Source organism: Rhodomicrobium sp. R_RK_3 (assembly GCF_002198715.1).
Classification (GTDB): Bacteria; Pseudomonadota; Alphaproteobacteria; order Rhizobiales; family Rhodomicrobiaceae; genus R-RK-3.
In genome coordinates this window covers 322,384-344,254 of the sequence record NZ_MWLK01000006.1, presented here as the reverse complement: position 1 = coordinate 344,254, position 21,871 = coordinate 322,384, and the positions used below count along the sequence as shown (strand labels likewise).

At 64.9% G+C, this 21,871-nt stretch carries 21 protein-coding genes; 12 read left to right on the top strand and 9 right to left on the bottom strand.

Going from position 1 to position 21,871, the window contains the following annotated elements:
* From BLEFHOIH_RS03610 to coaBC, 3 genes are all read right to left on the bottom strand, one after another.
* Complete coding sequence (locus tag BLEFHOIH_RS03610) at window positions 1-816, bottom strand: HesA/MoeB/ThiF family protein (protein ID WP_088343113.1); 816 nt, start codon at window positions 814-816, stop codon at window positions 1-3.
* 163 nt (window positions 817-979) lie between these two features.
* A complete protein-coding gene (gene dut / locus BLEFHOIH_RS03605; RefSeq protein ID WP_088343112.1) occupies window positions 980-1,462 on the bottom strand; it encodes a dUTP diphosphatase in 483 nt (160 codons plus the stop codon).
* A 4-nt stretch (window positions 1,463-1,466) separates the two neighbouring features.
* A complete protein-coding gene (coaBC, locus tag BLEFHOIH_RS03600) occupies window positions 1,467-2,702 on the bottom strand; it encodes a bifunctional phosphopantothenoylcysteine decarboxylase/phosphopantothenate--cysteine ligase CoaBC (RefSeq protein WP_088343111.1) in 1,236 nt (411 codons plus the stop codon).
* 197 nt (window positions 2,703-2,899) lie between these two features.
* Here coaBC and BLEFHOIH_RS03595 point away from each other — a divergent pair, with 197 nt between their 5' ends.
* The 3 genes from BLEFHOIH_RS03595 (at window position 2,900) to BLEFHOIH_RS03585 (ending at window position 4,712) form a co-directional block, all read left to right on the top strand.
* Entirely contained in the window at window positions 2,900-3,466 is a 567-nt protein-coding gene (locus BLEFHOIH_RS03595; RefSeq protein WP_088343110.1) for a TIGR00645 family protein, read from the top strand.
* 255 nt (window positions 3,467-3,721) lie between these two features.
* Window positions 3,722-4,225, top strand: a complete 504-nt coding sequence (locus tag BLEFHOIH_RS03590; protein ID WP_088343109.1) for a hypothetical protein — start codon at window positions 3,722-3,724, stop codon at window positions 4,223-4,225.
* Window positions 4,226-4,238: 13 nt separating this feature from the next.
* Window positions 4,239-4,712 (top strand): DNA starvation/stationary phase protection protein, encoded by a 474-nt coding sequence (locus tag BLEFHOIH_RS03585; protein WP_088343108.1) that lies wholly within the window; start codon window positions 4,239-4,241, stop codon window positions 4,710-4,712.
* A 54-nt stretch (window positions 4,713-4,766) separates the two neighbouring features.
* Here BLEFHOIH_RS03585 and BLEFHOIH_RS26555 read toward each other — a convergent pair whose 3' ends face one another.
* Window positions 4,767-5,051, bottom strand: a complete 285-nt coding sequence (locus BLEFHOIH_RS26555; RefSeq protein WP_170936979.1) for a DUF1289 domain-containing protein — start codon at window positions 5,049-5,051, stop codon at window positions 4,767-4,769.
* A gap of 139 nt (window positions 5,052-5,190) precedes the next feature.
* Between BLEFHOIH_RS26555 and BLEFHOIH_RS03575 the strand changes: the two genes are divergently transcribed.
* The 4 genes from BLEFHOIH_RS03575 (at window position 5,191) to BLEFHOIH_RS03560 (ending at window position 9,312) form a co-directional block, all read left to right on the top strand.
* Complete coding sequence (locus BLEFHOIH_RS03575; RefSeq protein ID WP_088343107.1) at window positions 5,191-5,880, top strand: NnrU family protein; 690 nt, start codon at window positions 5,191-5,193, stop codon at window positions 5,878-5,880.
* Window positions 5,881-6,024: 144 nt separating this feature from the next.
* A complete protein-coding gene (locus BLEFHOIH_RS26550; RefSeq protein WP_170936978.1) occupies window positions 6,025-6,186 on the top strand; it encodes a hypothetical protein in 162 nt (53 codons plus the stop codon).
* 395 nt (window positions 6,187-6,581) lie between these two features.
* Complete coding sequence (lepA, locus tag BLEFHOIH_RS03565; protein WP_088343105.1) at window positions 6,582-8,444, top strand: translation elongation factor 4; 1,863 nt, start codon at window positions 6,582-6,584, stop codon at window positions 8,442-8,444.
* Between the two features lie 256 nt (window positions 8,445-8,700).
* Complete coding sequence (locus tag BLEFHOIH_RS03560) at window positions 8,701-9,312, top strand: globin domain-containing protein (RefSeq protein ID WP_088343104.1); 612 nt, start codon at window positions 8,701-8,703, stop codon at window positions 9,310-9,312.
* 181 nt (window positions 9,313-9,493) lie between these two features.
* Here BLEFHOIH_RS03560 and BLEFHOIH_RS03555 read toward each other — a convergent pair whose 3' ends face one another.
* Genes BLEFHOIH_RS03555 through BLEFHOIH_RS03535 form a run of 5 tightly spaced genes read right to left on the bottom strand, consistent with a single transcriptional unit; the run spans window position 9,494 to window position 14,979 of the window.
* A complete protein-coding gene (locus tag BLEFHOIH_RS03555) occupies window positions 9,494-9,850 on the bottom strand; it encodes an Hpt domain-containing protein (protein WP_088343103.1) in 357 nt (118 codons plus the stop codon).
* 2 nt (window positions 9,851-9,852) lie between these two features.
* Window positions 9,853-10,251: a response regulator gene (locus BLEFHOIH_RS03550; RefSeq protein WP_088343102.1), complete on the bottom strand. Its 399-nt coding sequence runs from the start codon at window positions 10,249-10,251 to the stop codon at window positions 9,853-9,855.
* Window positions 10,252-10,305: 54 nt separating this feature from the next.
* Entirely contained in the window at window positions 10,306-12,264 is a 1,959-nt protein-coding gene (locus BLEFHOIH_RS03545; RefSeq protein ID WP_088343101.1) for an ATP-binding protein, read from the bottom strand.
* 21 nt (window positions 12,265-12,285) lie between these two features.
* Window positions 12,286-13,416, bottom strand: coding sequence for an ATP-binding protein (locus tag BLEFHOIH_RS03540; protein WP_088343100.1), 1,131 nt, complete (start codon window positions 13,414-13,416; stop codon window positions 12,286-12,288).
* Between the two features lie 6 nt (window positions 13,417-13,422).
* Window positions 13,423-14,979: an ATP-binding protein gene (locus BLEFHOIH_RS03535; protein ID WP_170936976.1), complete on the bottom strand. Its 1,557-nt coding sequence runs from the start codon at window positions 14,977-14,979 to the stop codon at window positions 13,423-13,425.
* A gap of 442 nt (window positions 14,980-15,421) precedes the next feature.
* Here BLEFHOIH_RS03535 and BLEFHOIH_RS03530 point away from each other — a divergent pair, with 442 nt between their 5' ends.
* From BLEFHOIH_RS03530 to glmU, 5 genes are all read left to right on the top strand, one after another.
* Window positions 15,422-17,230, top strand: coding sequence for a response regulator (locus BLEFHOIH_RS03530; protein WP_170936975.1), 1,809 nt, complete (start codon window positions 15,422-15,424; stop codon window positions 17,228-17,230).
* 57 nt (window positions 17,231-17,287) lie between these two features.
* Window positions 17,288-18,283, top strand: a complete 996-nt coding sequence (locus tag BLEFHOIH_RS03525) for a biotin/lipoyl-binding protein (protein ID WP_088343097.1) — start codon at window positions 17,288-17,290, stop codon at window positions 18,281-18,283.
* A gap of 407 nt (window positions 18,284-18,690) precedes the next feature.
* Complete coding sequence (locus tag BLEFHOIH_RS03520; RefSeq protein ID WP_170936974.1) at window positions 18,691-19,989, top strand: porin; 1,299 nt, start codon at window positions 18,691-18,693, stop codon at window positions 19,987-19,989.
* 118 nt (window positions 19,990-20,107) lie between these two features.
* The gene (locus BLEFHOIH_RS03515) at window positions 20,108-20,338 is read left to right on the top strand and encodes a DUF2892 domain-containing protein (RefSeq protein WP_088343095.1); all 231 of its coding nucleotides are present in this window, start codon (window positions 20,108-20,110) and stop codon (window positions 20,336-20,338) included.
* A 93-nt stretch (window positions 20,339-20,431) separates the two neighbouring features.
* The gene (gene glmU / locus BLEFHOIH_RS03510) at window positions 20,432-21,772 is read left to right on the top strand and encodes a bifunctional UDP-N-acetylglucosamine diphosphorylase/glucosamine-1-phosphate N-acetyltransferase GlmU (protein WP_088343094.1); all 1,341 of its coding nucleotides are present in this window, start codon (window positions 20,432-20,434) and stop codon (window positions 21,770-21,772) included.
* Window positions 21,773-21,871 lie beyond the last annotated feature (99 nt).

Below are 21,871 nucleotides of genomic sequence, written 5' to 3'. Positions count from 1 at the left end.
TCAGGCCGCCTTCTTGATGTGGATCGCGAGATCCTTGATGGTCGGCGCGGTGCCGTTCAGCGGGTTATCCGGGTCCCAGCCGTAATTCATCGTCTCGAACCGGCCGCCGAGCGCGTCATAGATCAGCAGCCGCCCGGTCAGCGACTGGCCGATGCCGAGCAATTCCTTCAGCACCTCCACCGCCTGCAGCGTGCCGATCACCCCGGCGACGGCACCGAGAATCCCGGCCTCCTCGCATGTCGCGACCGTGCCCGGCGGCGGGGCTTCCGGGAAGATGCAGCGATAGTTCGGCTTCGGATGGCCGTCCTCGCCGGTCTCGAAGGCTCGGAAGGTGGAAACATAGCCGTCGAACGGCCCGAGCGCGGCGAAGACCAGCGGCTTCCGGGCGAAATAGCAGGCGTCGTTGATGAGGTAGCGCGTGGAGAAATTGTCCGAGCCGTCGGCGACGATGTCGTAGCCGGAGATCAGCTCCAAGGCGTTCTCGGCGGTCAGCCGGTGCGGGATCACCTCGGGCGCCACATGCGGGTTGATGCGCCGGATGGTCTCCGCCGCGCTTTCCGCCTTCAGCGCGCCGATGCGCGGCGTGTCATGCACGATCTGGCGCTGGAGGTTGTCGAGCGAAACGCGGTCGTCATCGGCGATGCCGAGATGTCCGACGCCGGCGGCTGCCAGATAAAGCAGGAGCGGCGAGCCGAGTCCGCCCGCGCCGATCACCAGCACGCGCGCATCCTTCAGCTTCTTTTGCCCCGCGCCGCCGACTTCCTTCAGTAGCAAATGCCGCTTGTAGCGCTGGATTTCGGTCGGGCTGAGACTCATGACGGACGTCCTTTGATGCGTTCAGATTAGCAGAGAATGCTGCCTCGCTCCCTCTCCCTGGGGAGAGGGCCGGGGTGAGGGGTTCGTGCCTCAGCCGTGAGGCAACAACCCCTCACCCGGCGCTTCGCGCCACCCTCTCCCCATGGGAGAGGGAAAAAAAGCCTCACCGGCCCGTCGAGCCGAAGCCGCCGACACCGCGTCCGCTGTCCTCGAGCTCGGCGACGACGTCGAAAGCGGCGCGCGCCACGGGCGAAATCACGAGCTGCGCGATGCGGGTGCCCCGCTCGACGGCGAACGTGTCCAGGCCCAGATTGACCAGCAACACCTTCACCTCGCCGCGATAATCGGCGTCGATGGTGCCGGGGCTGTTCAGGACGGTCACACCGTAATTCAGCGCGATGCCGGAGCGGGGGCGGATCTGCGCCTCGAAGCCGTGCGGGATCTCCATGGCCAGCCCGGTCGGGATCAGCGCCCGCTCGCCCATCGGCAGAAAGATCGTCTCGTCCTCGGCGAGCGCGGCGGTCAGGTCCATGCCGGCGGCGCGCTCGGTCTGGTATTGCGGCAGCGGCAGGCCCTCGGCGTGCGGCAGGCGCTGCACGCGGATGACGGGCTGCCGAAAGCTCTGGAAAAACGGCCGGTTCAGCATGGGCTCACTCCGCCGCCGCCGCTTGGCCCCGGCCCCGCGCGCCGAAATAGGCCGCCGCGCGCTGCATCAGCGCCTCGGCCACGGCCTCTTTCGGCATTTGCGGCCAGTTCTCGACACCGCCCGCGGTGACGAGATGCACCTCGTTCCGACTACCCCCCATGACACCCTTCTCCGCCGATACGTCATTCGCAACGATCCAATCACAGCCCTTGCTCGCCAGCTTTTTTCTTGCGTGGCTCACCACATTCTCAGTCTCGGCGGCAAAGCCGATGACGAGGGACGGGCGCAGGGTTCTATGCTTGGCAATCGTGGCAAGGATATCTGGATTCTCAACCAGCGCGAGGGCTGGCGTCTTGCCTTTCCCAGCCTTTTTCAGCTTCTCCTCATGTTCCGCGGCCGAGCGCCAGTCCGCGACGGCGGCCGCGAAGACACCGATATCGGCGGGGAGGGCGTTCTGCACGGCGGCGAGCATGTCGCGCGCGGTCTCGACACGGACGATGTCGACGCCATGCGGGGCGGCCATGCCGACCGGCCCGGAGACCAGCGTCACCCGCGCGCCGAGCTTGGCGGCGGCGCTGGCGATGGCATAGCCCTGCTTGCCGGAGGAGCGGTTGGCGATGTAGCGGACGGGATCGATCGGCTCATGCGTCGGCCCGGCGGTGACCAGCACATACGCGCCTTTCAGCGGCATCGCCTCGCCGGAGCGCAGCAGCAATTCGGCGGCGTCGAGGATCTCCGCGACTTCGGCCATCCGCCCGACGCCGAATTCATTGCAGGCCATCGCCCCTTCGCCCGGGCCGACGAAATGCACGCCATCGGCGCGGAGCTGGGCGAGATTGCGCCGCGTCGCCGGGTTGTCCCACATTTTCCAGTTCATGGCGGGCGCGGCGAGGATCGGCTTGTTGGCCGCGAGCAGCACGGAGGTCGCCAGATCGTCGGCGAGGCCGTTCGCCATGCGCGCGAGCAGGTTGGCGGTGGCGGGCGCGACGATGATGATATCGGCCTCGCGCGACAGGCGGATATGGCCGATCTCGGTCTCGTCCTTGAGGTCGAACAGGTCGGTGAACGCCTTCTCCTCGCACAGAGTGGCGACCGAAAGCGGCGTCACGAAATGCTCCGCGCCCGGTGTCAGAACCGCCCTGACCCTCGCCCCGCGCTCGCGGGCGCGCCGGATCAGGTCGAGCGACTTATAGGCGGCGATGCCTCCGCCGATGATGAGCAGGATCGACTTTCCGTTCACGTGTGACAGCCCCGGTCCAACGGCAGTTTGCTAACGCTTATATCATAAAGCCGCGACGAATTTGCCAGTGGCCTCGCCCGGAACCCCGCCGCGGCTCGGAGTTTGTGCGAGGGGCGGCTTGGCCTTGGCCCGGCGCCGCGCTAAGCATCGTGGGCAAGCGGCATTGATTCCCGAACCGACAAGAGGACCGATTTTCGATGAGCAACGACACTTCCGGCAAGGATGACAGGTCCGCACCCGACGAGCAGGCCGAATCGCTCATCGAGCGCGCCATCCTGGCGAGCCGCTGGATCCTGATCGTGTTCTATTTCGGCCTCGCCTTCGCGCTCGCCCTCTATGCCGCGGCGTTCGTCTCCAAGTGCATCAAGCTGGCGGGCAACGTCTTCACCCTCAGCGAGAACGAAGTCATCCTCGCCATGCTCGGCCTGATCGACGCCTGCCTGGTCGCCAGCCTGATGGTGATGGTGATGCTGACCGGCTACGAAAACTATGTCAGCCGGCTCGACCGGGGCGATGCCAGCGAACTGACCTGGCTGGGCAAGATCGACACCGGCAGCCTGAAGGTGAAGATCGCCTCCTCCATCGTTGCGATTTCCTCGATCCATCTGCTGCAGGTGTTCCTCAACGCGCAGCAATATGACAATCAGAAGATCATGTGGACGACCTTGATCCACCTTGCCTTCGTGCTGAGCGCCTTCTCGCTCGCCGTGGTAGACCGCATTGCGGTCAGCTCCAAAGAGGAAGCGCCCAAGAAGCCGGACTGACCTCCGCCCGCGGAGGATTCGCGCACAGGCTGTGGATGCCGGCGCGATGCAGCCCGCAAATCCCGGAGCCGACGGCTTGACAAACTTAGAATAGTTCTAAATGTTGAGGCATGACCTCGCCGACCCGACAGACATGGTGGATTGATCGCTACGACAGCGTTGACCGTCCGTTACACCCATCGTCTCGTTGTAAGCCAATGGGAAAGCGCCTATCTGAACTGGATGCCGTCTTGAACAGTTTGGAAGGTATGCTTTTTGACGGACGACAGTTTGGTCACCGGCACGGTCATCCCGTTTTCGCGCGAGACAGCGCTGCCCCGCGAGGAATCGCCATTGGACGAGCGCACGCTCGCTCTGATCGGGGCGCTGCGCCGTCTGTGGCGCCGCACCCAGCTCACCCGCTGGGAGGAATTCGACCACGCCTGCTTTCTCATCGCCAGCGATCGCAACACCGGCAACGAGCGCTACTCGGCCGCCTTTTTTCAGGGCGTGCAGATGTTCGCTCTGCGGCGGCTGAAATTCTACACCGCCAAATCACAGGCTGTGAGCGAAGACGAGATGTGGCTGGCACGACTCTTGCTGGCCCTGCACAGTCAGGATCACACCAGCGCCCGCTATTTGATGGCGCTGCGGATCGCAGCTCCGGGGCACCGGCGGCTGATGTTTTTGGCGCAAGGGTTGGCGGCGGGGCTGTGTACCGAACTTTCACCACCAACTGGCCGCGATCGGGAGACAACCCCAGGCCTATCTTCCCAATAAAGGAGCAAAGCTCATGAAAAATATCGCAGTCGAAATCGCCCCGAACGCCAAGGCCGAGATCATCGAGGCGCTGCATCAGGCGCTGGCCGAAGTCTCCGTGGTCACGCTGAAGGCGCAGAACTTCCATTGGAATGTTACCGGCATGTCCTTCGGCTCGCTGCATGAGCTGTTCCAGAAGATCTACGAGGATCATTTCGAGGCCCAGGACGAGCTTGCCGAGCGCGTCAAGGCGCTGGACGGCTATGCCGACGGCCGCTTCTCGGAATATCTGAAGCGCAGCGCCATCACCGAGGTGACCGGCCGCCCGAACACCGCCGAAATGATCGCGACGCTGAAATCCGATCAGGAGACCATGTCGGCCACCTTGCGGGCGCTGGCCGAGCTGACCGAGCAGCATGGCGACGTCGTCACCAATGACATCGCCATCCGCCGCGCCGACCACCACGACAAATATGCGTGGATGCTGCGCGCCCATCTGAACGGCTGATGCTCTGAAATTCCGGTTGCGCCCTGGGGGCGCAACCGGCCTCGCCTGCCGCCGTCAGGCCTTTTCGACCTTGAGGCTCGGTTCGGCGATGTCGTCCAGCGGCCAGTCGGCGCCCTTCTTCATGCATTTGCGCCGATATTCGCGCAGCCAGAGCTGCTGCGTCCCGATCCGCGCCGTCGCCTCCACGCAGTCGCGCACCATTTCCAGCCGCTCTTCGTTGCTGTCGGCCCGCTTCCAGGCCTTCTGGTCTTTCTTGGTGCGCCCGCAACCGATGCAGACGCCGCGAATATCCTCGCAGACGTCGATGCAGGGCGATGGGATCTTGCGATATTTGTCCAAAGTCCGGTCCTTGGCTGGGGCAGGGGGCAGTGAGCCTTCGCGCATCAGATAAGCGCGACCAGGCTGGGGATCAACAATGCGGCATCTTCTCACGCCATGGAAAAGGATTATTCTATCCGTCTGCTGAAAGGGGGCGGCGATGGGCTTGCTGGCGCTTGCGGGACTGGTGTTTCTGGCCATTCACATCATACCGGCGACGCCGCTCAGGCAAACCGCCGTCCGGGCGCTCGGCGAGGGCGGCTATACGGGGCTGTTCTCGGTGCTGTCGCTGCTCTCGATCTGGTGGTGGGTCAACCGCTTCAACAACACCACCTATGACGAGGCCGTCTGGGCTTATCCGCAATGGTGGCCCTGGCTGAAGGCGGCGCTGCTGCTCATCGCGGCGATCCTGTTCGTCGGCGGCCTGTCCTCGCCCAATCCGACCCTGCCGCAAGGCGGCAAGCTGCTGGAGCGGCCCGATGTCGGCCAGGGCATTTTCGCCATCACCCGCCACCCGCTGATGTGGGCCTTCGGCGTCTGGGGCATCGCTCACCTCATCAGCCAGCCGAACTGGCGCGGGCTCTGGTTCTATGGCCTGTTCGCCCTGACCGCCATCGGCGGCGCCGCCCTGCAGGAGCGGCGGAAGGCGGCGATCTACGGCGCGAGCTGGGATCGTTTCGCGGCCAAGACCTCTTTCGTGCCCTTCCTCGCCATCCTGCAGGGCCGGGCGCGGCTCAGCCCGTCCGAAATCGGCTGGTGGCGCATCGGCGTCGCGGTGCTGCTCTGGGCGATGATGCTGCATTTGCATCCCTGGCTGTTCGGCGCGGCGCCCTTGCCGGGGCTGGGGTAACCCGTACCCGGCAGATCCTTGCACATACCGGCGGTTGCAGAGTATCATCACACCATGAGCATCATCCTTCCACGCGATTAGCAGAAATGGCTCGAAGACCAAGTCTCCGCCGGGCATTTCTCTTCCGTTGAGGACGCTGTCGCCATGGCGGTTTCCGACTTGCGCGCGGCGAGCGAGGACGTTCTTTCCTGTGCGAAGCCACTCGTCGACGAAGCGCGCGCCTCGGTCGCGTGCGGCGATGTTCTGACCGGTGAAGAATTATTCAAATTTCTCGGCGCTGAGATCGGCAAACGCCGGTCCAAATGATCCGCCTCTTCACCTCTGCCGAGACGGCGAACATAGCGGGATATTGCTGTGCAACTCGAGGAGAAGGCAGGGCGCGCGACCGTAGACCGCGACCTGCTGCAATTGGGAAAGCCGTGCAGCGCTTGACTGAGATGCCGCGCTGCGGTGCCTCCCGGCCCGGACCGGGGCCTCACACGCGGCGGCTCGTCATCCGGCCTTATATTCTGATCTACGACTATCGTTCTGCCGCCGACAGCGTGACGCTCCTGCGAATGGCGCATGGACGGCGCAGGATCACCGCCGCAATGCTACCCTCGGGCAGCGACCGGTAGAATCTGCGGTCAATCTGCGCGCGGGGGCCGTCTCGCGCGACAGAAGCCCTTTGCGCCCACGGCCTTTTACATTATCTAACGAGCATGAGCACACCGAGCCCGACTGTGACCGCCTCGGCGGCCGCGCAAAGCCCCAAGGCCGACGCGCTGCCGCAGTCGCGCATTCGCAACTTCTCCATCGTCGCCCATATCGACCATGGCAAATCGACCCTGGCCGACCGGCTGATCCAGATCTGCGGCGGGCTGTCGGCGCGCGAGATGAAGGCGCAGGTGCTCGATTCCATGGATATCGAGCGCGAGCGCGGCATCACCATCAAGGCGCAGACCGTGCGGCTCGACTACCGCGCGCGCGACGGCCTCGACTACCAGCTCAACCTCATCGACACGCCCGGCCATGTGGACTTCACTTACGAAGTCAGCCGGTCGCTCGCCGCCTGCGAGGGCTCGCTGCTGGTGGTCGACGCAAGCCAAGGCGTCGAGGCGCAGACACTCGCCAATGTCTACAAGGCGCTCGACAACAATCACGAGATCGTCCCCGTCCTGAACAAGATCGACCTGCCCGCCGCCGAGCCCGACCGGGTTCGCCAGCAGATCGAGGACGTGATCGGGCTGGACGCTTCGGACGCCATCGAGATTTCCGCCAAGTCGGGCCTCGGCGTCGACGAGGTGCTGGAGGCCATCGTGCACCGGCTGCCGGCGCCAAAGGGCGATCCGGACGGGCCGCTGAAGGCGATGCTGGTCGATAGCTGGTACGACCCCTATCTCGGCGTGGTGGTGCTGGTGCGCATCGTCGACGGCAAGCTGTCCAAGGGCCAGCGCGTCAAGATGATGGCGACGGGCGGCAACTACCTCGTCGACCGCGTCGGCATCTTCCGGCCGAAATCGGAGATCCGCGACAGCCTCAACACCGGCGAGATCGGCTTTTTCACCGCCGCCATCAAGGAAGTCGCCGACACCCGCGTCGGCGACACCATCACCGACGAGAAGCGCCCCGCCGCCCAGGCGCTGCCCGGCTTCAAGGACGCCCAGCCGGTGGTGTTCTGCGGGCTGTTCCCGGTCGATTCCTCGCAATTCGAGGATCTGCGCGAGGCGATGGGCCGCCTGCGCCTGAACGATGCCTCCTTCCAGTACGAGATGGAGACCTCCGCCGCGCTCGGCTTCGGCTTCCGCTGCGGCTTCCTCGGCCTCTTGCACCTCGAAATCGTGCGTGAGCGGCTCGAGCGCGAGTTCAAGATCGACCTCATCACGACAGCGCCGAGCGTCGTCTACCACCTCTACATGACCGACGGCACCATGCAGGAGATGCACAACCCGGCGGACATGCCCGATCCGGTCAAGATCGACCGCATCGAGGAGCCGTGGATCAAGGCGACCATCCTGGTGCCCGACGAATATCTCGGCTCGATCCTGAAGCTGTGCGAGGACCGGCGTGGGCGGCAGAAGGATCTGTCCTATGCCGGCAGCCGCGCCATGGTGGTCTATGAGCTGCCGCTCAACGAAGTGGTGTTCGACTTCTACGACCGGCTGAAATCCGTCACCAGCGGCTACGCCTCGTTCGATTACCAGATCATCGGCTACGAGCCGGGCGACCTCGTCAAGATGTCGATCCTCGTCAATGCCGAGCCGGTGGACGCCCTGTCGATGATCGTGCATCGCAACCGTTCGCAGCAGCGCGGCCGGGTGATGTGCGAGAAGCTGAAGGAGCTGATTCCCCGGCATCTGTTCCAGATCCCGATCCAGGCGGCGATCGGCGGGCGCATCATCGCGCGCGAGACCATCTCGGCGATGCGCAAGGACGTGACGGCCAAGTGCTATGGCGGCGACGTCAGCCGCAAGCGCAAACTTCTCGACAAGCAGAAGGAAGGCAAGAAGAAGATGCGCCAGTTCGGCCGCGTCGAGATCCCGCAGGAAGCCTTCATCGCCGCGCTGAAGATGGACGAGAATTAAAGCGTCCAAGCCGAATTCCCTCTCCCCATGGGAAGGGGAAATCGGCTTGGGCTTGGGCGCCGACGCCCTCTGACCATCCTCACTCGCATTTTCCCCGCTCGCTACGAGCTATTGCGTATTTCCCGTAATCTCCCACGCAACAATAATTGCCGGTCACAGAGCAGATTGGCACCATGCTTGGCGTGTTCGGCCGCAAGGATTGCGACGATTTCAGGCCCCTGAGCTTGCGGTCGCCCCGGGGGAGGGAGCCGGCATCATGAGCAGAATTCGCCTTGCCCAATATGCGGGGCATATTTTCCTCGTGCGCACGGCCATGACCCCGGCACAGGTGAAGATCGTGCAGGATAGCTTCCGCGCGCTCGCCCCGAAAGCCGCCGCCGCCAGCAGCTTTTTCTACGCCGAGCTGTTCCGCCTCTCGCCCGGCATCCGCCAGCTCTTCCCGCAGGACATGGCCAAGCACGAGCTGAAATTCCTGCAAATGCTGGCCACGGTCGTGAAGGCGCTGGACAAGATTGAAACCGTCTCGCAGGAACTCGCCGATCTCGGCCGCAGGCATCTGTCCTACGATGTCGAGGATGAGCATTACGCGGCGGTGGGAGCCGCGCTGATGTCGATGCTGGAGGAACTGCTCGGCGCCGATTGCACGCCCGAAATCAAGGACGCCTGGAACGCGGCCTATGACATGCTGGCGCGGGTGATGCAGGACGCGGCCATCCTGCCGGCGACGGCGGAGGCCTATTTCGGCGGCATCATCCGCAGCGTCATCGCCGCGCAATATGGGCTAACCTTGGCGGCCCCGGTCGGCAAGCCGGGCAAGACGCTGGTCTCGCGCAAGCCCGAACGCGGCCAGGTCGTCCGCTTCCCGTAACGCTGGAAGAGTTGCACTGAAGTCCCGAAAAGCGAAATCCCCGCGAAGGCGGGGATCCAGTACGCCGCAGCGTAAGCGGTTGGGCAGAAAGCCAATTCGAGTTTGTGACTACTGGATCCCCGCCTTCGCGGGGATTACGAGAACGGGGGCGGCCTCGTCGAATCCCCCAAATCGCCACCTATCAGGGGCGCGCCGCATAGAGCTTCGACGATGCCGGGCCTGCCAGTTTGGCGAGGCGGGAGAGCTCGGCCGAGAGCGCGAGGGCGGTCGCCATGCCGGCGACGATCTCCGCTTCGGGACCGGCGAGCAGGCGCTTCAGGTAATCGTCAAGCGCGGTGGCGGCGCGGCTGATCTCGCTGAAGCCGGCGGTGCCGCTGCCGCCCTTGAGCTGATGTGCCAGCGCTTCCACTTCCTCGATGCCGGCCGCCGGCAGGGTCTCGCCCGCCGCGACGGCGGCGAGCATGTCACGCATCTCCTCCGCATTGCGCTTGATCGCCTCGCAATGCCTTTCGATGATCTCGTTGAGCTTGTCCTGCACGACTAGATTTGCGGCTCGTTCAGGACCTGGATCCAGATGGCCTGAATGTCGGCGGGAAGCGTGATCGGATTGAACGGCTTCGAGATGACGCCCGCCGCGCCCAAGAGCTTATATTGCTCAATTTCGTGGCTCTGCGCCTTGGCGGTGACGAAGATGATGGGCGTGATGGCGATCTCGGGCACTTCGCGCAGGGCGCGGTAGGTCTGGATGCCGTTCATGCCGGGCATCATGACGTCCAAGAGCACCAGATCGGGATGGAAGATCGGCGCCGAATCCAGCGCCTCCGCCCCGCTTTCGCAGACATGTAAAGTATAGCCGCCCAGTTCTTCTAGAGCGAGTTGCACGATCTCGCGAATATGGGGCTCGTCCTCGACGTAGGTGATCCGCTGTAATTCTTTCATACTTCATTCTCCTTCGGATCGGACGCCCTCAGTTACAGTTTTAGACCGGACACATTAAGAAGCGTTTGAGTTGGTCAAGCGGATTTGCTCGGTTTGAGGTCCGGTTTGGGGCTGGCCGGGCGAGATCCGGCGGCGATAGAGCGGCAGGTCGAAGAAAAAGCGCGTGCCATGGCCGGCGGCGGCGGGCCCGAAGCCGATGCTGCCGCCATGCTGCTCGACGATGGCCTTGGCGATGCTGAGGCCGAGCCCGGTGCCGCCCTTCTGGCGGGTGTCGGAGGAATCGGCCTGGGAGAATTTCTGGAAGATGCGGTCGCGAAAGCCCTCCGGGACGCCCGGCCCCTGGTCCTCGACCCAGACGCGCACATTGCCGCCGGCCGCCTCCGTGCCGATGGTGACCACGCCGCCATCGGGTGAGAATTTCGCCGCGTTCGAGATCAGATTGGCGAGCACCTGGGTCAGCCGGTCGGCGTCGGCCCGGATCAACGCGCCGCCGGCCGTCAGATGCTCGACGCGCAAACGGACATTGAACGGATCGGCAAAGCTGCGATTGGCTTCGACCGCGCGGTCGACCAGCGCCTCGACGGCGGTCGGCTCGAAGATGAAGCTCATCTTCCCGGACTCGAATTTCTCGATGTCGAGAATATCCCCGATCAGCCGCAGGAGCCGCTCGCTGTTCTCGAGGCCGATGCGGACCATGGACTGGGCGCGGGGCGGCAAGGCGCCGGCGACGCCATGATCGAGCAGCGCCAGCGAGCCGCGGATCGAGGTCAGCGGCGTGCGCAGCTCATGGCCGACCATGGCGACGAATTCATGCTTCAGCCGGTCGAGCCGGGTGCGCTCGGTAACGTCGCGGATGATGCCGGTCTGGATCGTGCGGTGGCGCAGCGCCACCGGGCTGATGGTCAGCTCGACCGGAAACACCTCGCCGCTCTTGCGCCAGCCGGTCACCAGCCGGGCGCCGGTCTGGCCCGCCTCGCCGCCATCCGGCGTGCCGATCAGCACCAGATGGTGGATATGGGTGCCGGTCAGCTCCTCGGGCGCGTAGCCGAACATCGCGGCGGCGGCGGGATTGACCGTCTCGATCAGCCCTTCGGCGCTGAAGGTGACGACGCCGTCGACGGCGCTCTCGAAGATCGCCCGCGCACGGTTCTCGCTCTCGCGCAGCGCATGTTCGATGGTCTCGCGGCGTTGGATTTCCTCGACCAGATCGGCGTTGATGCGCGACAGTTGCTCCGCCTGCGCGACCAGCGCCGCCTCGCGCAGCTTATCCGCCGTGATGTCGGTGGTTACCGTGACCATGCCGTCATCGGGCGTGCGGTAGCGCTGCATCTTCACCCATTTGCCGTCATGCTGCTGCTGCTCGAACGGCTCGCCATTGAGGAGCTGATAGGCCATCAGACGCTTCAGCGTGGTCTCGGCAGCGACGCCGGGGGCGGCGAACTGGCCGCGATCGAAGGCGGTGCGCAGGAGATCGGCATAGGCGATGCCGGCGACGATGTCGGCGCGGCAGCGGTCGAGGCTCGCCCGGTAGCGCTCGTTGCAGATGATGAGCCGGATGTCGGGGTCGAACAGCGCGACGCCCTGGTCGAGCGTCTCGATGGCGGCGGCGAGCCGATGCTCGGCGGCGGTCTTCTCCCGCCGGTTCCGCGCCAGCGCCAGTTCGCGCCCGACCGCCACCTTCAGCCGCGGCAGGTCGTCCTTCAGCACGATGTCCTGGACGCCGTGCTGGACGAGCCGCATGGCCAGATCGGGGTCGAGCCCGCCGGTCACCACGATGATCGGGATGTCGGGATTGATGTTGCGGACGCAGTCGGCGGCCTCGAAGGCGGTCAGCGCCGGCATGTTGAGATCGCACAGCACCAGATCCCAGCGCCGGCTCTCGACCGTCTCGGCCAGATCCTCGGCGCGGTCGACGCGCTGCCAGTTCGGATCGAAGCCGCAATGTTTCAGATAGCGCGCCAGCAGGACCGCGTCGTCTTCGCAATCCTCGATCATCAGGACTTTGAGCTGCATCGTCTCCCCGGCCCGCTCGGTTCAGAGGCTGAAGGTAATCGAGGTGCCTTTGCCCAGGCTGGCCTCGGCTTTGATGTCGCCGCCATGGCGGTGGATGATGCGGGCGACCACGGCGAGGCCGATGCCGGTGCCGGAGAATTCGGTCGCCTCGTGCAGCCGCCGGAAGGGCAGGAACAGCCTGCCGGCATGGGCCATGTCGAAGCCGACGCCATTGTCGCGGATGTAGTACATGGTCTTGGTGCCGCGCCGCTGATAGCCGAATTCGATCTTGGCGTTCTCCTGCTTGGAGGTGAATTTCCAGGCGTTCTTCAGCAGATGCGCCAGGGCGAGGCGCATCAGGTCGCGGTCGCATTCGGCCGTGGCGCCCTCGGCGATCAGCACGGTGACGACGCGGTCCGGCTCGGCGCGCTGCAACTCCTTGATGATGTCGGCCGCCATTGCCGAGAGGTCGACGCTGGTCATCTGCAGCGGCACCCGGGTCAGCCGCGACATGTGGATCAGGTCGTCGATCAGCGCGCCGGTGGTGATGCTGGTCTGTCGGATGCGCTCGAGCAATTCCCGGCCGGCCGCGTCGAGCTGGCCGCCATGCGTCTCGGCGAGCTTGGCGCCATAGGCGTTGATGCTGGTCAGCGGACGGCGCAGGTCATGCGAGATCGTGTAGGTGAAGGCGTCGAGCTCGCGGTTGGCGGCGGTCAGCTCGGCGTTGCAGGCCGCGAGCATGGCGTCGCGGTCGGTGACGAGCTTGGCCATCTCCCGGTTGGCGTCGCGCAGGCTGGCGAGCGTCGGCGCCGAGAGCGCCTTGGGGATCGCCGGCCAGAGCACATAGGCGGCGGCGACGGCGACGGTCGCGGTGAGCGCCTTCATGACGCCGTGCGCGCCATAGATCGGCATCCAGGTGGTGATCATGTCGATCAGATGGGTGATGCCGGTCAAAAGGATGACGGCCGCGAACAGGAGGAACAGGCCGCGAAATTCCAGATCGGTCCGGTGCCGGGCGAAATGCCAGAGCCCGGCGGGGATGATGACGAAGGCGACGGCGAGGACGATGTCCGAAACGGCGTGCAGGGTGACGAGATCCTGCCGCCACAGCAGGCAATAGCCCTGAGGCACGAGCGAGGCTGGGCCCAGATAGTCGGCGATCGCCCGCAGCATGCCGCTTTATTCCTTCAGGGCGCTGCGAAGCGGCAGCACGCGCCGCTCCGTCTCCCGCCCGCGCGCCCGTGCGGCGGTCCGCTGCGGTGCGAGGGGAAGCGCCGCCTCGCCGGCGCCGAGCTGGAAGTAGAAACTGGCGCCTTCGCCTTGCTTGCCCTCGGCCCAGACATGGCCGCCATGGAGCCGCACGATGCGCGCGACCGTGGCGAGGCCGATGCCGCTGCCCGGAAACGCCTCGGCCGAATGCAGGCGCTGGAGCGGCTGGAACAGCCTTTGCCGGTGGGCCATGTCGAAGCCGGCGCCGTTGTCGCGCACGAAGAAGGTGCGCTGCCCGGCTTCGGCGCGCTGGCCGAATTCGATTTCGGCGTGAGCGGTCTGCGCGGTGAACTTCCAGGCATTCTCGAGCAGATTGGTCAGCAGCACCGCGATCAGCCGCCCGTCGCAGCGGGCACGGAGGCCGGGTTGGATGGTCAGGCGCACGCTGCGCGCGGGCTCCTCCTCGCGCAAGGTCTCGCCGATGCGCGCGGCGATGGCGGAGAGATCGGCGTCGGCGAGGTCGGGCGGGCGCGTCAGCCGCGACAGGTTGAGCAGATCCTCGACGAGCTGGGTCATCTGCCCGGCGGCGCGGTGGACGCGGACGAGCATGGCCTTGCCCTCGGCGTCGAGGCGCGGCCCGTGATCCTCGAGCACGGCCTTGCTGAAGCCCGCGATGGTCCTGAGCGGCGCGCGCAGATCGTGCGAGACCGCATAGCTGAAGGCTTCCAGCTCGCGGTTGGCGGCCTCCAGCCCTTCGGTGCGCTCGGCGACGCGGTCTTCCAGATGCGCCTTGCTGCCGACCAGCTCCAGGTTGAGGCGGCTGAGCTCGCCCATCGATTGCAGCAGGCCGAGCCGCATGTGATGCAGCTCGCGCAGCACGTCGCCCATCTCGTCGCCGGCCGGGATCGGGATTTCGACGTCCAGATCGCCCCGGCCGATCGCCTGAATGATGCCCCGCAGCCGCAAAATCCGGTTCAGCAAGCCGGTCGCCAGCAAGAGCAGCACGAGGCCGCCGCCGAGCGCCAGCAGCATCAAGGCGCCACCGATGAGCAGGAACATCGCCTTGGTGGTGGTGTCGGCCGCCGCGATCATCAGCGTCTGCAACTCGGCGGCCCGCGCCTGGATCGCCGCCGACTGCGCCTGGGCGGTGGCGATCTGCGCGTCGCGGCCGCTGCCGGTCGCGGCTTCAAGGCTGGAAACCGTGGCTTTGAGCGCGCCGAGATCGCGGCCGAGCCTTGCGGCCAGCCGGTTGGCGCGGCCCCCCATGGGCGGCGCCCCGGCAAGCGAGGCGGCCAATGACTCATGCTGCCGGTGCCATTGCAAGGCCGCGTCTTCCGAGCCGCGCAGGAACAGCGCCGCGGTCCGCAGATTGAGCTCGGCCGCGCCGGACGTCACCCCGCCCGCGAAGGCGACGCGGCCCTGCGCCGCCCGCACGGCGACATAGGCGCTTCCCGCCGCCGCAAGCGCGAGAGTGCCGGCCAGCGCCGCGCCGATGATCGCCAGCCTCACCGCAGATTTCAGCGTCATGCCGTTCCTACCTGAACCCCAAGCCCGTCTCACCGCACGCGCCGTCCGGCCAGAGGGTTCCGTGCGCGCCGGTCGGCTGGCCATGCCAGCACAAGCGGCAGAGCTTGCGGGTGACTGACCCGCAAGGCGGGCGTCTCCGGCACCGGGGAAAGGGCGGTTTCGACTGTAGGGGCCATGCAACGGCTCACGATAAAATTGGATTGCACGCATTAGGTGTATTGCAGAGTTTTGCAATTAAAGGTAAAGGCCAGATTAGTGAGTCGAGATTTGCCTCAAGAAAGCCCTCGGACGTCCTTGGCGCGGCGCCCCGCCTTGATCCGGCTGCCGGAAGCGTGGGCGCTCGTAAGAATCGCGAAATTGTATTCGACGGGAGGCCGTAAGGGTCTGTTTGTTAAATGGTAATATGACGAATTTATCCAATAAAGAATTGAAAGAAGCCTCTGTGACCCAAGCGCAAACCTATAATATCGACGAAGACGCCCCAGCCCAGAAACGGGTTCTGGTGGCGGAGGACAGCCCGGTCACGCAAGATTTGCTGAAGCTGATCTTGGAGCAGCGCGGACATCTCGTCGATATCGCCCAGGATGGCGAGGAGGCCCTGAGCGCGCTGCGCCAGCACACCTATGACGTCGCCCTGATCGACTTCCGGCTGCCCAAGCTCGACGGGCTGCAGGTGGCCCAGAAATATCGCAGCGAGCGGGTCGGCGAGGCGCAGGCGCGGCTGATCGCCATCACCGCCGATGTCGAGGGGCTGCTGTCGCACAAGGAAAATTGCGAGAATTTCGACCAGATCATCCCCAAGCCGCTCGATGTCTACGAGGTCTGCGACGTCATCGAACGCACCACGCCGCTCGAGGCGCCGGCGGCGGGGCGCGAGGAGCCGCATAAGCCGGCCTCCGCCGCGCAGACCGCGCTGGACGCGCGCGGCGGCGCGGCCCTGCGCTCGGTGCGCGGCTCCGAGCCGTCCTGGGCGCTCGGCCTGGAATTGCTGCGCTGGCCGGAGGATTTCGACGCCGCCCGCTTCTCGCCGGGCCGCCCGCACATCTCCTCCGACCAGCTCGATATCGACGCCATCCTGGTGCGCGACCATGCCGACCCGACGGCCCTGGCCCAGATCTGGCAGCGCCGCCCGCTGCATCTCTTCCCGCTCATCGACCTGAGCGGCAGCCTCGGCGCGCGCGCCGATTACGACGCTTCGACCGCCTCCTTCGGCGATGGCGACGCCATCCGCGGGCTGGTGCAGGCCTTTCACCAGCGCCGGGCGCAGATCCACCACGATCTGGTGGTGACGGCCGATCTCGGCGAGAAGCTGCTCGGCCGCGCCTATGTGCGCGGCGAAAAGCTGACCGCCTGCTACGATCCCGGCGAGCCCTCGCTGATCCGCTACAATCTGGCGCTCGGCAATGCCGAGCTGATCCGCGAGGCGGAGAAACAGTGCAAAAACGGCTTCCTGCGCCGTGAATTTTTCGACCGCTTCCACAATTGCTACCGCTGCGGCTCCTCGCGCCTGCATATCCGCGAGGAATGCCCGCAATGCCGGTCATCGGACCTGCGCGAGGAGCAGTATCTGCATCATTTCCGCTGCGCCTATCAGGGCGTCGAATCGGATTTCAAGCGCGGCGACAAGCTGATCTGCCCGAAATGCCGCCAGGAGCTGACCCATTTCAGCGTCGATTACGACAAGCCCGGTTCGGCGATCATCTGCGGCAATTGCAATCATTCCAGCTCCGAGCCCTCGATCGGTTTCGTCTGCCTGGATTGCCACGTCCATGTCGATGGCGAGGCGGCGCAAACCCGCGACGTCTACTCCTATGCCCTCACCGACGAAGGCATCGCCTTCCTGAAGATGGGCGACGCCCTGCGCGGACCGGTGCAGCGCTCGATGCGCTTCTCCGACCTGCCGCTCGACCTCGTCGTCGCGCTGAACGTGGCGGCGAAGAAATACAATGAATCCAAGACCCCCTTCAGCGTCCTCAACCTTTCTTATGAGAATGAGCGCGAAATCATCCGCGAGGCCGGCCTTCGCCAGTTCAGCCAGGCGCGCGAGCTGTTTTTGGAGAATCTGCGCCATCAGATCGGCGACCGCGGCCTGGTGGTCAAAGGCCATTCCTATGATTTCGCCCTGCTCGACGGCGTCGCGCCCATCGAGACCGAACTGACCATCGTCAAGCTGCGCGAGGATGCCAGCGCCGGCTTGCGTCTCGATCTCGGCGTGACGATTCACATTTTCGGGCCGGAGGATTTTGCCTGATGCCGGCCGTCCCAACACCGGGACGCGCCGGACATTTTTTATCGATGGGAGACGACGATGATTCGCGCTTTGACGAAGCGGTCCCGGCCCGACACGCTGGCCAATGAGAAGCGCCGCGCGGCCAATCCCGTCGGCAGGACGATCTATCTGGGCATCCTGACGATATTCGTCGTCGCGGTGATGAACTATCTGTTCGGCGACCTGATTTTCCTGCGCGCCGACGGGCTGGTGCTGAAGGACCAGACGGTCGTCGCGACCACCTATGTGGTGCGCGTCCAGCAGGTCGACGTCAAGGAAGGCCAGCAGGTCGAGGCCGGCCAGGTGCTGATGCGGCTGCAATCCACCGAGATGCTGGAGCGGCTCGCCGATCTCTCCGCCCGCCGCGCCCGGCTGGTCGCCGACAATGTCGAATTCCGCGTCCGCTCCGAGACCGTCTCGGAATTGCTGCCGCTGGCGAAAAAGCGCGAGGAGGAGGCAACCCGCGTCGTCGGCAAGTTCGACCAGCTCAATCAGGCCGGCTTCACCACCGCCTCCAGCTACGACACCGCGCTGACAGCCAATTACAACGCCCAGCAGGACCGCGTCAAACTCGGCACCCAGCTCAAAATGCTGGAGCGGGAATTGATGACGCTGCAGGAGGCGCGCGACGATGCCGAATCGGCGCTGGCCAATCTGCAGGCGCATTATGCCGAAGGCATCATCACCTCGCCGGTCTCCGGCTCGATCGGGGCGACGGTGCCCTCGATCGGCAATGTCTACCGTATCGGCGACCCGATGCTGTCGATCTATTTCGGCGAGCCCTACGTGCTCGCCTATCTGCCCCGGCGCTACCTGTTCTCCATCAATGTCGGTCAGAACGTCACGCTTTCGGATGGGCGGCACGTCACGTCCGGCGAGATCATCGAGATTCTGCCGGTGACGGATGCGCTGGCCAAGGAGTTCCAGAACACTTTCAAGCCGCGCGACCGCAGCCAGCTCGCCAAGATCAAGCTGCTGGACACCTCGCCCTTCCCGCTGCTGGAGAAGGTCGAGATCACCTCGCGCTGGTTCTGATCGCCCGCGCCGAGCTCATCCATGGCCCCCGTCGCTCAGCCCCCGTTCCGGTCTTAGCCGGACGGGGGTTTTTAGCGTTCATCACGTGGTCTTTCCCACAGTCTGGCTTCCTCCGAAAACGCCGCCGCGAAACTTTGCAAATTTGTCACAGGCAGGGGGAGATTCCGGGGGCGGCGGGTGAATTAACATTGCCGCAACCATGGATTGCATATAAGCCAAATGGTGCAATAAGAAGTTGCAAATGCCGATTCCCACCAGCAGTGAACGCGTAAATCTCGGAAAGGCAGATGCAGGTGGACGCAGCCTGCAAATCTTAACATGGAGCCCGTTTGGCGGTGAAAATGATGATTCGCGGAATCACGCAGACAACAAGTCTAACGACTTTAGTCGCGGCGGCAGGCATACTCATGGGACATGCAGCCTATGCTCCGGCGTTTGCTGCGGATGTAGGCGGAAACTGCTGTTCGGATCTTGAAGACCGTGTCGCCGAACTCGAAGCGACCACGGCGCGCAAGGGCAACCGTGTTGTCTCCTTGCAGATTTACGGTCAGGTCAACAAGGCCATCTTGTGGTTCGACGCCGATATCGGCGGCAGCGATACCTACATCGTCGACAACGACACCTCCGGCAGCCGCTTCGGCTTCAAGGGCGAGGGCAGCATCCAGCCCGGCTGGAAGGCCGGCTACAATATCGAACTCGATTACCAGGACGCCGCCTCCGACAAGGTCGACAACGGCAACGTGCTGAACGGCGCCGGCGACGACCTCTCGGTCTTCGACGATCCGATCGACGAAATCCGCATCCGCATGAACTACGTCTATATCGAGAGCGAGCGGCTTGGCCGCATCACCCTCGGCCATCAGTCGCAGACCACCGACGGCGCCGCCGAAGTCGTGCTCGGCAACTCGATCAGCGTCGCCACGCTCTATGTTGGCAACAGCTTCACCATGGTGAACGGCAGCGCCACCGCCCCGACCTTCGCCAGTGCCAATCTTGCCGATTTCGCGAACAGCCTCGACGGCGGCCGTGACGACTTGGTCCGCTACGACTCGCCCTCGATCTACGGCTTCATCGCATCGGCAAGCGTCGGCGAAAACGATTATTGGGACGCTGCCCTGCGTTATAAGAACGAGTGGAACTCGATCCGTGTCGCCGCCGCGGTCGCTGTCGCGAGCTTCCGCGACAACAGCCAGGACGACTTCGATTTCTTTATCGATAACAACTTCGACCTCGGGCGCAACCTGAACGATTTCGATAACGTCCTGGGCTCGATCTCGGTCATGCACATCCCGACCGGCATCTACGTTGCTTTCGCGGCCGGCGCGACCCAGTTCAACACCGAGTTCGAGAACGATAGCGACGCCGATTATTGGTATGTCCAGCTCGGTCTCGAAAAGCGGTTCCTGAGCTACGGCTCCACGACCTTCTACGGCGAATACGGCCATTATAGCGACTTCGCGCGCGGCATCGTCGTCGGCAGCACTGCGGTTGGCGACGACGTCTTCGACAACGTCATCACCTCGAGCGACACCGAGCGCTGGGGCTTCGGCGTGGTTCAGCGGGTCGACAGCGCCGCGCTCGAACTCTATGCCCAGGCGACCTTCTGGGACATCTCCGCCGATGCGACCGACCCCATCGACGGCGGCAGCCTCGATCTCAGCTCCGACCTGACCACCGTCCTTGTCGGCTCACGCATCAAGTTCTGAGCCGGCTCCGCCTACCAAAGACCAAGAACAATTGATTGAAAACTGAGGCCGCTGTTCGCAGCGGCTTTTTTTATGCGCTCGGCACGGCTAAGCTCGGCGCTGGACTGGAGATTGACGGATGATGACCAATATCGGCGTGCTCGACGGCATGTTCCGCCTCCTTCTCGGCCTGGCGCTGCTGGGCTGGAGCGACGGCAAATTCGGCCCGCACCCGCCCGAATTCTGGGCCTGGCTGGCCTGGATCCCCGGTCTGGCGCTTTCCCTGACCGGGCTTTTCCGCTTCTCCCCGCTCTACTGGCTGCTCGGCACCGATAGCTGCGCGCCCTATCCGGGCCGCGACCGGCGGTAAGCACTATTCCCAGCCCGACTGGACATCTCCCCGGCTTTCTGCTTTGCCATTTTCAGAAAACGCCCCGAACACAACCGCTTCGAGACCTCGCGCATGACCTCCCAGCCCTGGCTTTCCATCATCCTCGCCGCCGGACTTGGCACCCGCATGAACTCGGCCCGGCCCAAGGTCATGCACCCGGTTGCCGGCCGGCCGATGGTCGCCCATGCGGTGGCGGGCGCGCTGCAGGCCGGCGTCTCGGAGCTCGCCTGCGTCATCGGCCCTGACATGGACGAGGTGCGCCGCGCCGTCGAGCCGCTGGCGCCCGCCGCGCAATTCTACATCCAGCCTGAGCGCCTCGGCACCGCCAACGCGGTGCTCGCCGCCCGCCCGGCGCTCGCCGATTTCGCCGGCGACGTCATCATCCTCTATGCCGACACCCCGCTGCTGACGCCCGAGACGCTCGTTCGCCTGCGCACCGCGCTCGCCGAAGGCGCGGCCGTCGCGGTGCTCGGCTGCGAGGCCGCCGACCCGGCAGGCTACGGCCGCCTCATCCGCGATGAAGCCGGAGCGCTCATCGCCATCCGCGAGGAGAAGGACGCCAGCCCCGCCGAGCGCGCCATCCGCCTGTGCAATTCCGGCGTCATGGCCTTCCGCGCCGGCGCCATCCTGCCGATCCTGGAGCGCATCGGCAATGCCAACGCCAAATCCGAATATTACCTCACCGACGCCGTCGAGATCGCCGTCGCGGACGGTCTCCCCGTGGCCATCGTCACCTGCCCCGAAGAGGAGGTGATGGGCGTCAACGACCGTGTCCAGCTCGCCCGCGCCGAGCAGCTCATGCAGAAGCGGCTGCGCGAGGCGGCCATGCGCGGCGGCGCCACGCTGATCGCCCCCGACACCGTCACCTTCAGCTACGACACCGTTATCGGCGAGGACGTCACCGTCGAACCGAACGTCTTTTTCGGCCTCGCCGTGCGCATCGAGAACAATGCCGAGATCAAGGCCAATTCCTATATGGAGCACGCCCATATCGGCGAGGGCGCGGTGGTCGGTCCGTTCGCGCGGCTGCGGCCGGGCGCCGAGATAGGCGACAAGGCCAAGATCGGCAATTTCGTCGAGATCAAGAAGGCGGTGATCGAAACCGGCGCCAAGATCAGCCATCTGAGCTACATTGGCGATGCCCGCGTCGGGGCCGGAGCCAATATCGGCGCCGGCACCATCGTGTGCAATTATGACGGCTTCCACAAGCACCAGACCGACATCGGCAAGGGCGCCTTCGTCGGCTCCAATTCGGCGCTGGTCGCCCCCGTCACCATCGGCGACGGCGCCTATATCGGCTCGGGCAGCGTCATCACGCAGGATGTCGAGCCCGGCGCGCTGGCGCTGGAGCGGAACACCCAGAAGGTCATTCCGGGATGGGCCGCGCGGAACAGGGAAAGACGGCAGAAATAGCCCTTCCCCTGCAACAGTCTGTAACTGGCTTTGATTTGGAATTCCGACGCCGCCGGATTAAACAGCGGCCGGCGGCGTTCGCGCGGTGCTTTTGCGATT